6 protein-coding genes are annotated in these 12,282 nt (G+C 42.4%); all 6 read right to left on the reverse strand.

Annotation, left to right across the window (positions count from 1 at the left end):
- Positions 1 to 45 precede the first annotated feature (45 nt).
- Positions 46 to 7,200, reverse strand: coding sequence for a T9SS outer membrane translocon Sov/SprA (gene sov, locus FGM01_RS12085; protein WP_143411427.1), 7,155 nt, complete (start codon positions 7,198 to 7,200; stop codon positions 46 to 48).
- A gap of 5 nt (positions 7,201 to 7,205) precedes the next feature.
- Entirely contained in the window at positions 7,206 to 7,787 is a 582-nt protein-coding gene (ruvA, locus tag FGM01_RS12090) for a Holliday junction branch migration protein RuvA (protein WP_143411428.1), read from the reverse strand.
- A gap of 85 nt (positions 7,788 to 7,872) precedes the next feature.
- Positions 7,873 to 10,164, reverse strand: a complete 2,292-nt coding sequence (locus tag FGM01_RS12095; protein WP_143411429.1) for an NADP-dependent malic enzyme — start codon at positions 10,162 to 10,164, stop codon at positions 7,873 to 7,875.
- Positions 10,165 to 10,219: 55 nt separating this feature from the next.
- A complete protein-coding gene (queG, locus tag FGM01_RS12100; protein ID WP_143411430.1) occupies positions 10,220 to 11,146 on the reverse strand; it encodes a tRNA epoxyqueuosine(34) reductase QueG in 927 nt (308 codons plus the stop codon).
- A gap of 44 nt (positions 11,147 to 11,190) precedes the next feature.
- Complete coding sequence (locus FGM01_RS12105) at positions 11,191 to 11,751, reverse strand: hypothetical protein (protein ID WP_143411431.1); 561 nt, start codon at positions 11,749 to 11,751, stop codon at positions 11,191 to 11,193.
- A gap of 26 nt (positions 11,752 to 11,777) precedes the next feature.
- Complete coding sequence (locus tag FGM01_RS12110; protein WP_143411432.1) at positions 11,778 to 12,218, reverse strand: cupin domain-containing protein; 441 nt, start codon at positions 12,216 to 12,218, stop codon at positions 11,778 to 11,780.
- Positions 12,219 to 12,282 lie beyond the last annotated feature (64 nt).

Below are 12,282 nucleotides of genomic sequence, written 5' to 3' on the forward strand. Positions count from 1 at the left end.
ACCGCAAAGTTAGTTTTTTACTCGAATTCTTCAAACAAGCCTCGATTAATTTCCGAAATTATAAATAAGGGTAAACCCAGACCTGATCGTAGTCTGTGGAAATGCCGTGGAGACAGCATATTCTGAGAAGGTATGGTCATAATAGAACCTGGCCGTAAGGTTTCTGGTAAAGGCATAATCTGCATTAAAATTGATAGACCAGATGTCCTGACCCGATATGGTTTGTGCATTGGCCAGGTCCAGATATCTTACAATAGTACGGTTCTTCCTGTACGATACATCTGCCCTGAAATTAAGATCACTGCTCAAAACTCTTCTTCTACCCCCAATCGCAGTAGCGATTTTAAAATCCTTTATACGGTAACCGGTACCAAGGGTATATTCGTTCCCGCTATATTCTGTAAGCAGGTTATTATCAAAACTGAAAGCCAAGGAGCGATCTTTCGCTATTTCTGCCAGGATCTGAATGTTTCCCTTGGTTTCGAAATCTATTCTGGCTAATGGCGTGAAAAGTTCTGTCAATACAAGATTTGAAAAAAGAACAGGATTCTTAAAATCTCCTGCCTGGTTCAATTCTTCAGGATCTGAAGGGTTATAATCAAGGTTGGTCTGGAATTGATTCAGGGTATAATCTGATCTGTATCCATGTAGTACAGAAAATCTCCTGAATTTTTCCCTGAACCAGCCAAGGCGCATTAGCCCGGTATATTTTACATTCCAGTTAGGAATAGGAAAATCCCTGAAAGCACCAAGCTTCACCTTCCCGGCATCCTTTCCGGAATATGCCGCGATAAAAGCAGGAAGTAACACCGCCTGGTTTGTTTTTCCGATTCCGCGGGGGAATCCTTCTTCATCCACATCTGTTGGGTCTAACCCCCTTTGCTCAGCAATTCTTCGGGCAACTTCCAGCCTGTTTTCCCTGAAAGTTTCAAATGTTTCAGAACTTACTTCGGTGGAATTATTAAAAGCTGTGCGCAACAGGATCGTAGAAATATTGAAATTACCATAGGTATATGGTGTGAGGGATTGATATTCCAGAGTAACCGGTTCTACTTTGTAATTTTCTGAATAATTTTCAGCAAAATTCCTTCGCCCGGTTAGCTCTATGGTCATATCAGGAAGAATATCAAGGCCGGCCTGGTAATCCAGTTGCTCATTTTTTATCGCGGTATACTGCTGGTTAAAATTCTGGAACAAGGTTAACCATCCTCTTTCCGCAGCCATATGGCGTATATCATCCTGAAATCCAAAGGTGAAGCCGGTAGTGGGTTTAAAAGTTCCCATAAAACCAATTCCCTGGGTATAACCCGGCAAAAATATACCACGGCTGTTCCGGTAATTTACCTGGAAGGTTTTAAGACCAGTGACCACATTAATAAACGTATTATATGCCTGGTATCTTTTTGGTTTTGGCTGTTCTTCCTGGTCTTCCTCCTTTGCATCTGGAGGACCCAGTGTGGGCACTCCTCTGCTTCTTTCCTGAATGCTTTTACCTTTATTCGTCGCTTTCTTCTCCACCAGACCGGCATAATTATACAGATCCTGCATATTGAGGCTGGCGTTGATCTGATGCGTATTCGAATTCTGAACACTATTCCCGATAGCCGGGATCCCTTCCAGTTGCTGGAAAACACGAGAACCCCGTTGCCACTGGAAATCTCCAGTATAAGAATAGGTAGCGTTAATGAATTTCAATACCGGAATCTTGCTGAACGGCAGCTGATAATTTACCTGCAAGGTTTGAAAATGCAGATTAGGATCACCTACATTAAAGAAGTCATCCCAGAGACCTATACTGTTATCTGCAAAACCTTCCTCATCGATATAGTTTCTAATGATCCTGTTATTACTGGCATTAAAGGAGAAATTCAGGGACCGGGTTAAGTTATAATTGATCCCGTACTGCCAGTCAAAAAGATAATTTCTTTGGTAGAGGGTTGGTATCCCGATATCATTTTCGCTTAGATCCAGTGAGCGGAATTTCTGCTCATTATATTGCCTGAAAATATTGGAACTTGCATTGATATTGGAAGGCAGATAATTAAAATTAAAATCCTTGAAAAGGGCAAAATAATCACTGCTGTCCAGCACCGCTATATTCTTTAAAGGCTCCAGAGTTTTATCAGGGAAATTGAATTCATAAGTTCCACCCACTCTTACACTTTGATCCAGACTTTCTTCGATCTCAAAATCCCGATGATCTATCTGGTTATAAGAAGTTGAAAAGGCGAAATTTTCGATATCATAAGGCATAGGCGTTTTTTCGCCCACCCTTTCTTTTCGGAGCCCGATCACATTTATACTTTCCCTCCTGGTATAGGATTGAGACTGCTTTTCTATTGTTTCTCTTTCTTGCGGATCTTCGATACTTTCAAGCCTGGTATCAAGATCTATGTCCAGAAATTCCTGATCGAACTTTGGAGTAATTAATTCTTCTCCCCGGCTATAGTTCACCGGGATCTTCACACCCCAGGTTTGCGGCAGGAGTTGACCCATGTTCACGTTGGTAACCACATCATATTGCTGCAGGTCTTCAAGACTACGTTGATTTGGACCCTGCTCGATACTTCCAAAGCCAATGGTGCTTTGTCTTCCGGTCGCCGAAATATTGGCAAAATCTGCCAGGTTGGTGTCCATACTAAGTACGCCGGCCCAACCTCCTTCATTCTTCAGTCCGGAGAGTCTTAGTTCATTAAACCAGACTTCCCCGCACAACTCAGTAACACCATCTACCCGGGTTCCATTCTTTACCCCAACCATCAATAGCCTTACATTACCAAAACTCGGGTTTCCCTTTACTCCAAGTCTTAACTGCCCCATATCGTAGGTAGCCTCTGCATCTATAGGCTGAAGATCTTCAGTAAAGAAATTTAATTCTGTAGATATAAGCGATGGATCACCCAAAACGGCAGTCTTGATTCTTTGAAGCAGGTCCAGCTCAAGATCCAGCCTGTTAATTTCTGGCCAGATATCTTCCGGGGAGGTAGCACCAAATAAAGTTGGTGAAAGAGGGATCTCCACCTGGTAGAAGTTATCACTAAAATCTGTTCCTATCCTAACAAATGCAACGAGTTGCCCGTCTTTGAGTGGCGGTTTATTTATAAAGGATTCTGCATGCAGGAACATCTCAAGATTCTTATACTGCCGCATATCGATCTGGAAGTTCTTATACACTGCTCGGGCATCCTGTGGCTCAAGCTCGCAAACCCTTAAAGACAGGGATTGTTCATTCTGCCTGATATTAGAGTTGCTCTGGAACAGCTCTTCCCTTTGTACTCCCGGAGGCAGTACATAAGGAACAGGCTGCCTGTTCTCGTTCTCTTCTATATTCACCGCATTCACTTCAAAAAGTGTATTCGGGTTTTCAACCTGGTTACGATCTTCGAAAAGGCTCTGGGTATACCTCCGGTAATCTCCCCTAACCAGGTCCATCGTACCAAATCTTAATATGGTTGGATCCTGGAAATCTGTCAGGAACATTCTAATAAATCTAATCGACCTGAAATCTGCAATTCCACCTACAGCATTAGTAGGTTCAAAGATCGGAATTTTAAACTGCAGCCATCTTACCGGCAATTCCTGGCCATTTCTCAAGGTGGTAGTCAGCTCTTTTACATCGGTGATATACCGGTTATTATCAATATTCATTCCCTGGAAAAAAGGGATTTCGTATTCAAAATAACTATTAATGGTATTCATGGTATTATCCCTGTTGATATCCTCTGTAGTAGGCAGAGTTGAGTTACCACGGTTAGTGTCTGTTACTTCTGTAGGTGAGTTTCCCTGTGTTCCGTTATAATTCTGATATCTTTCTACAATACTACCATCGGTATTCAGGAAATACTGATAATTATCTGCAGATGGATCTGGAAGAGCAGCAAAACTGGAAAATTTCGCAGCTTCTTCTGCATCCAGGAGTCCGTCGAAGCCCGCATCCTGCAACTGCCTGGCAGCACCTTCAGTATCAAAGGCATAAACCAGTGAATTATCTGCCGGAACCTGCCCGTAAGAAGTAGTTAAAGTATTGGCATCGCCTTCCCCTTCCGGAAGTCCGTTTTCGTATTGTTTTCTACCATCCTTAAGTACATCTTCAGATATATTACCTAGGTTGAAATTAATGGTCCCGCCGGCACGACCTGAATTTTCAGGATAAATATAAGGATCCATCACCCAGAACTGAATGTACTCAACATTTGATTGTTCAAAATTGGTGGTATTAATGGACCTCATGATGCCCCCAAAATTGTCCTGCGGATTAGGAAGATTATTCCCGCCTAGTGCGTTAGGATTATAATTGTATGGCCCCCTTTCAGCCGGATTATAAGAGACATCCATGGTATATACCACCTGCGATTGTCCCTGGACCACGTCAATATTCGGGAAGATCTCGCTTAAAGCTACCCTTCTGGCAGCGTAGGTTGAAATATCTGAATCACTGATTCCCGCCGGCCTGTTATTACTATAAAAGATAGGATCTATGGTATACCAGGCCATTTTTGCCCTTTTGTATCCCGCGGCCAGATCACCATTGGCGAGCTCACCTCCAAACCCAATAGGTACACTGGACAGTTCCCAGCTTAAAGGATTGTTTATATCTATAGTGGTTTGCGCCGCCTCAAAATCATCAATATAGGTCGTTGCCCTGCCATTAAAATCATCTGAATCTGGTGTTCCGGGAATTAAATAAGCAAATTCACCACGTACAGAAACATTAGATTTAACATCGGTATCTATATTGGGCAGTTTATTTACCAGCCTGGTAAGAAACGGTACTTCAGTGCTGTAATTAAAATTTAATCCAAGAATGGTATTGTTTATAGGCTCGTAACCATAATTCGCTTTTTGCGTCAATGGTCTTTCTTTAAGATTGATAAAAGTACCACCTAAAAGAAAATTCTCATTGAACTGATGCTCTACGTTGATCCCGGTAAACCTCTTGGTTTGCTGACCAAATAGGGCATTATTTTCTGTATTTACCTGGATTGGAATATCTGACGCCAGCAAAGCTTCATCAAGGATCTGCACCCTCCCCAATTCATAATTCACCACATAATCCACCCCTTCCTGGAGTATTCGGCCTCCGGCAGTCACCGTAACTGAACCCGGGGGAAGGTTGAAACCTATAGGGATCCCCTCAATTTCGGCCGACTTATATCTACCTTTTAGCTGGAACTTATTTTTATCTGCTTCTTCCTGTTCGGCCTGGATCTTGGTTGTTCTATACATAGACCTGAAAACGTAACGCCGCTGGTTCTCATTCCAGGTTTCGGGAATCGAGTAATTTTCCGGTCCGCTGTTAGGTGTAGGATCGAGTTTATTAAATAAATGACTTCCAAAAGGCTCTACCGTGGTGAAAATAATATTACCGTTTTGAGGATCTATAGTAAGCTGGGGTACATAATCAAAAAAGCCGTCCCCGCCATTTATAGGGTCACCATTCACGTTTAATTGATCCAGATTAAAAACCCTCAATAAAGGAGTATCTGCCACGTCATCTGGCAGGGTGGTACCTTCCACCGGCTGAATATAGTTTAAAGGCTGGGGGTCTGTATAAAGAATATTCATCCTGAAATCCTGGCGTTCCAGTTGGTAAGCACCAAGACTATAGATATTCTTCATCATAAGGTCCCATACCGGTTCATTTACATTGATGATCGTGCTTTTCAGCATTTTCACCACCAGGTTCTGACTCGCCCTGGTATTCACCCCGGTATCAGGGTTTTCTGCCGGCTGGCTATTGTTTGCATTCACACCATCATTGGCAAATTCACCAACCTGGTAAACTTCACCGTTAATGGTAAACTGGAAAGCAACTCCAAGAACCTCATCATTGCTGAGACGTTGGTTCAGGGAGATATACCCTAACTGGGTATTTAAAGTATATTCAGAAGGGTTTAACTGTCTTGCATTCTCCAGGATAGCATAATCTATTCCTTCAGAAACTGTCACACTTCCAAAACCACGGTCCACGGTAGCGATATCACGTATAGACTGGTTAAGTATCGACTGGGTTGGACCGGTTATTCCCAGTGGGTTAAAATCGTTGTTCAGGTTATCTGGAAAAGCGCCCGGTGGTTCATTAAAAAACCCTGCCGGCGGGGTATCCAATCCTATATTCCCGGGTACATTGGTTTCTCCCAGATCCTGGATCGCCACAATATTCCGGGTGTTCTGGATATTCTGAATATTATTGGTACGATTGGTCACCCAAACCTCAATTCTTTTGATCTGGATATTGGTATTGATAAAGGGATAATTCTCCAGAGCCCTGTCATAGGTATCCCTGAAATAATGTGCTAAAAAGAAGTGCCTGTCCTGGTCATAATCCAGCGCAAACTTTTCAAAATCCTCAACGGTAGCCCCACCTTCCACATTTACGGTTCTTCGTTCTGATTGCTGTTCAGAGAAAACCCCGGTCACCCTTGTTTTCCCGAATTGTAATTCGGTTTTAAAACCAAATAGACTCTGGGCTCCCTGGATCAGGGCATTGCTTAAAGGCATATTCACATTACCCACTTCAATCTTCTGGACGATATCATCCTCATTGGGAGTATATTCCAGTTTTAACTGATTCTGAAAATCAAAAGTGGATTCGGTATCGTAATTCGCTGTAATCTGTAAGCGCTCACCAACCTGTCCCAGTAAACTAAGGCTTATACGCTGATCGAAATCAAAAGAGAGATTTCTCCGGTTCCTGGGCGAGAAAGCAGGATTATCCTGTTTAGTATACAATAAGCCCAGATCCAGTTCTACAGATCCCTGAGGAAGGATATTGATCTCTGACCCGCCAAATATTGTTTCGAAAAAATTACTGTTTACGTAAAAATCGGGTAACAGGTCTTTCTGTATATCTTCAGAACCTTCTTTTCTTCCGGAAAGGGCGTCATTCTTGAGTTTAAAATAATTCCGCATTTCTTCCTGAAGAACGAGTTCTTCAAATTCCTGAGGAGTAAGAACCAGTGGTAAGCCCAGATTGATCTCTCCAAGGCTCTCATTATAGAAATAACGGTTAAGGATGGGGTCATACTCATATTTGAAAACTATGCTTTCTGGATCGGGAAGGCTGATATCACCAAGTACATAGCCCGTTGCCGTGGTATCCTGAGGCGTTTCCTGAGCCACAGAGTCCACTGAAAACACCAGTATTAACAGGAAGCTAAGGTATACCGGTAAATACAATTTAGAGTAATTGTTCCTCAATTTACTTACAGCTTTTTAAGAGCCAGTTTTATAATAGATTCAACGGTGGATTCAGGGACGTCTTTCAAAATCTTCTCTACAACCTTAACAGCCTGACGCCTGTTATAACCCAAGATCTCTAATGCTGATAACGCTTCTTCCTTGTTAGTATTGTTCTGAGAGACGAAAACTTCGTCGTCTCCAAGCACTTTCAGGACCTTATCTTTCAGATCTAAAATCACTCTTTGAGCCGTTTTGGCTCCAATACCTTTTACACTCTGGATGGTAGGAACATCTCCCTTGGCTATTGCCTCTGTAACTTCCCGTGGCTGCAGGGAAGATAACATCATTCTGGCAGTGCTCGTACCAACCCCCGAAACCGAGATCAACAACTTGAAGATCTCACGTTCAGACTTCTCTACAAATCCATAAAGCGTATGCGAGTCTTCCTTCACCTGCAAATAAGTGTACAGGTTTACAGCTTCAGATTCCGGTATTAGCGAATAAGTATGCAGAGAAATGTTTACGGTGTATCCAATACCGTTGCATTCTATAACAACGTAGGTTGGATTTTTTTCAATTAACTGGCCCTTTAAGTGGTGGATCATGAAAAAGAATTGGGTTCAATCTCAAATGTAGTAAAATAAACCAAAGGCAGAAACGATGTTTCTGCCTGTTCCTTGAGAGTTATGATTATTGTTTTTTCTGTCTTTTTTCTTTTTCCTGGGCATCCACAACCGCTACCGCCGCCATGTTCACAATTTCCTCCACACTGGCACCAAGCTGCAGGATATGAACAGGCTTCTTCATGCCCATCATAATTGGGCCTATAGAATCTACGTCATTAAGCTCCTTTATTAACTTATAAGTGCTGTTGGCTGAATCCAGATCTGGATAAATCAGGGTATTTACCTTCATCCCCGCTAACTTGGAAAATGGAAATTTATTCTGAAGCATCTCCCGGTTAAGGGCAAAATCTGCCTGAAGTTCACCATCTACCTTAAGCTCCGGCTGAAATCTATGCAGATATGAAACGGCATCCCTGACCTTTCTGGCTCTTGGATCCTTGGAGGAACCAAAGTTAGCGTAGGAGATCATGGCTATTACAGGTTCCATCCCGAATAACTGTACCGTACGGGCGGTCATTTGCGCGATCTTAGCCAGGTCTTTAGCCGGAGGATCTATATTGATAGACGTATCACTAATAAACAAAGGACCCCTGGAGGTATTCATCACATTGGTGGCAGCCACCCGGGTAACCCCTTTGGCCATACCAATAAGTTCGAGCATGGGTTTGACCACGGTAGGATAGGCCCTGGAATATCCTGAAAGTAATGCATCTGCATCACCCTCATTCACCATCATGGCCGCAAAATAATTCCGTTCGCGGAGCAGCTTTTCAGCATCATATTTGGTAACCCCGTTTCTATGCCTGGTTTCCCAGTATTTATGCGCATAATTATTACGATGTTCCTCTTCCTCATCAGATTTTGGATCGATGATCAACACATCATCATCTTCAAAATCGATTTCGCCCATCAACTCTTTTATAACCTCTCTTCTTCCTAACAAGATTGGCATCCCTATGCCTTCATCCTTTACGATTTGCGCTGCTTTAAGTACATCTAAATGGTCTGCCTCGGCAAAAACGATACGCTTGGGGTTGGTTTTTGCACGGTTAATGAGCAACCTGGTGATCTTATTCTCATTCCCCATTCTTTCCAGCAGTTCATCCTCATATTTCTGCCAGTCCTGAATACCTTCTCGGGCCACACCGCTCTCCATAGCCGCTCTGGCCACCGCCGGAGGAACTTTAGCGATCAACCTTGGATCGAAAGGTTTTGGAATGATATAATCCGGGCCAAAATTAAGACGGGTCTCGCCATAGGCAATATTAACCTGCTCCGGTACCGCCTCCTTGGCCAGTTCGGCCAGGGCTTTTACCGCGGCTTTTTTCATTTCCTCATTGATCTTGGTCGCCCTTACATCCAGCGCTCCCCTGAAAATAAAAGGAAACCCAAGAACGTTGTTTACCTGGTTAGGATGATCACTCCGGCCGGTAGCCATTATGATATCTTTACGGGTCTTCATGGCCAGATCATAATCGATCTCGGGATTGGGATTCGCCATAGCGAAAACGATCGGCCTTTTGGCCATACTTTTCAGCATCTCCGGAGTTACAATATTGGCAATGGAAAGACCTACAAAAACGTCTGCGTTTTTCATAGCCTCCTCCAGGGTATCTATTTTCCTGGCCGTAGCAAATTCTTCCTTCTCTTCCGATAGATTTGGGCGATCTTTCCTGATCACTCCTTTACTATCCAGCATGACAATGTTTTCTGCCTTTGCGCCAAAAGACTTATATAACTTGGTACAGGATACGGCCGCAGCACCCGCACCACTTATTACGATCTTTACTTTTTCTATCTTTTTCTTCGCCAGTTCCAGAGAGTTCAGCAATGCGGCCGCCGAAATAATAGCCGTACCATGCTGATCATCGTGCATCACCGGGATATCCAGTTCTGCTTTGAGCCTGCGCTCTATTTCAAAAGCTTCCGGTGCCTTTATATCTTCAAGGTTGATTCCGCCGAAAGTCGGTGCGATATTCTTGACCGTCTCTATAAACTTATCTACATCTTTGGTATCTACTTCGATATCAAATACATCAATATCTGCAAAGATCTTAAACAGCAATCCTTTACCTTCCATGACGGGTTTGGATGCTTCCGGCCCAATGTCTCCAAGACCAAGCACAGCAGTACCGTTAGAGATCACTGCAACCAGGTTTCCTTTGGTTGTATATTTATAAGCGTTTTCCTTATCTTTTTCTATTTCCAGGCAGGGCTCGGCCACACCGGGCGAATAGGCCAGAGAGAGATCTCTTTGAGTTGCATATTTTTTGGTAGGTACGACTTCAATTTTTCCTGGCTTAGGTTTAGCATGATAAACCAGGGCCTCTCTTCTCTTTCTGGAAGTATTACTCATAATTTAATTTTTTGGCTGACTAGCAAAGGTAACAAGGCTGGACTTAATTAGAAATCTATTCTTTTAAAAAGCTGATATTTCTTTTCAAGCCTTCAAACTTGGTACGTTTCACGGCAGATTTGCGGAATATTTCATTAAAAGTTTCCCTGGTAATCTCTTCCCAGTCCTTCTTTTCATTTTCCAGTAGATCTGGATGGGGATTAAAAAGTGGTTCGTTATGGGGTTTAGAAAAACGATTCCAGGGGCATACGTCCTGGCATACATCACAGCCAAACATCCAGTCGTCGAACTTATCCTTATATGATGATGGCAGTTCGTCCTTCAGCTCGATGGTAAAATAGGAAATACATTTACTGCCGTCCACCTTGTAGGGTTCTACAATGGCTTGGGTTGGGCAGGCATCTATACAGGCCGTACAGGAACCGCAATGATCGGTCACGGGGGTGTCATATTCCAGGTCCAGGTCTACGATAAGTTCTGCAATAAAATAGAAAGAGCCGGTTTTCTTTGACAGTAAATTTGAATGCTTACCAATCCAGCCGAGTCCGCTTTTTGCAGCCCAGGCTTTATCAAGGACAGGAGCCGAATCTACAAATGCCCGCCCATGAAAATCACCAATTTCATCCTGAAGGCTGGATAATAATTCTTTCAGTTTATCCTTGATCACAAAGTGATAGTCTCTGCCATAGGCATACTTACTGATCTTATATGCATCTTTATTCTGAAATTCATGCGGATAATAATTCAGCAGTAAGGAGATCACACTTTTAGAGCCGGGCACCAGTTTGGTAGGATCCAGACGCTTATCGAAATAGTTTTCCATATAGCGCATTTCCCCATGCATATTATTATTCAGCCAGTTCTCCAACCGCGGCGCTTCCTCTTCCAAAAACTCAGCTTTAGAGATTCCGCAAGAAAGAAAGCCGAGGCGTTTAGCTTCGGCTTTGATAATTTCTGAATATTTATTCGCTGTTGTATTCAAAATTGAACTTTCAGCAGCTAATTTAAAGAAATAATGTCTGGATTTTAATCTTCTTCGAGCAGAACTGGATTATATGCTGCAAAAACACCATCTGGATTCTCTAAACCTACCCAGGCGTGCAAAGTCCATCCTCCAGGACCCGCATAGCAGTTTACACTCCACTCATCCTGCCCTCCCAGAAATCCTTCTGGAGCATCAGGATATTCACTAAGGTTAAAACAATCTGGAATTACATACAGATATTCTGCAGCAACAAATTGCATATCACCATTCTCGTCCGGGTGATAAACAAGAATTTCGGGTTTTAGAAGATCGAATTGCATATCGACATAATCGAATTTGGCATAATGGATACCCATTCCGGAAACTAATGGACTTACGGGAACATACCCCTGGGCAATCGCGACCTCAAAATTATGAAATCTCCTCATGGCCTTAGTTAGGATTTCAATTTGATCCTCCCAGCTCTCTGCTTTTTCGAGTTTGAAATCATAGGTTTCCAGAGTATCGGTTTCTACTAATGGATCATTGCTACAAGAGAGAATTGCAAAAAATAATGTAAGTGCCACAGCACTTTTGAAAATTTGGTTGAACTGATTTTTCATTTCTATAGGATTGGTTAATAAATTATTTACTTATTCATTTGAATCTTCATATCATAATCAGCAGCGGTTTCCAGAACCTGCCGTAAAATTTCCGGTGAAACAGATTTTGTCATCGCTTCAGTTTCATTTTCAGCAATCCCATACTTTTCAAAAAATTCAGAAAAACCTTTTGGACTATGTATATTTACCCATTTGCAAACCTTAGAACCTGAATTTTTAAAAGTATGCAAGGTCCCTGGCGGGATATCCACCGTTTCTCCCGTTCTAATTTTCTTTGATTTGCCATTAATGATGAAATCCATTTCTCCTTCTATGATATAAAAAGATTCATGATACTTTTCGTGAAGATGTGGTGGTGGACCGGGAACATCTGTCTGCGATTCTCCAATGGCTAGATCATAATCGGCAGATATTTTTTGCGGAGCAACCTTGTGTCCCAAAACCCACATTTTCAATACATTATTCATCTTATGAGATTTTTGTCTCGTAAATATATTTTTAAATTTTATAATTACAAAATTTTATAAGACA

Source organism: Christiangramia sabulilitoris, from assembly GCF_007050985.1.
In the GTDB taxonomy this organism is placed as follows: Bacteria; Bacteroidota; Bacteroidia; order Flavobacteriales; family Flavobacteriaceae; genus Christiangramia; species Christiangramia sabulilitoris.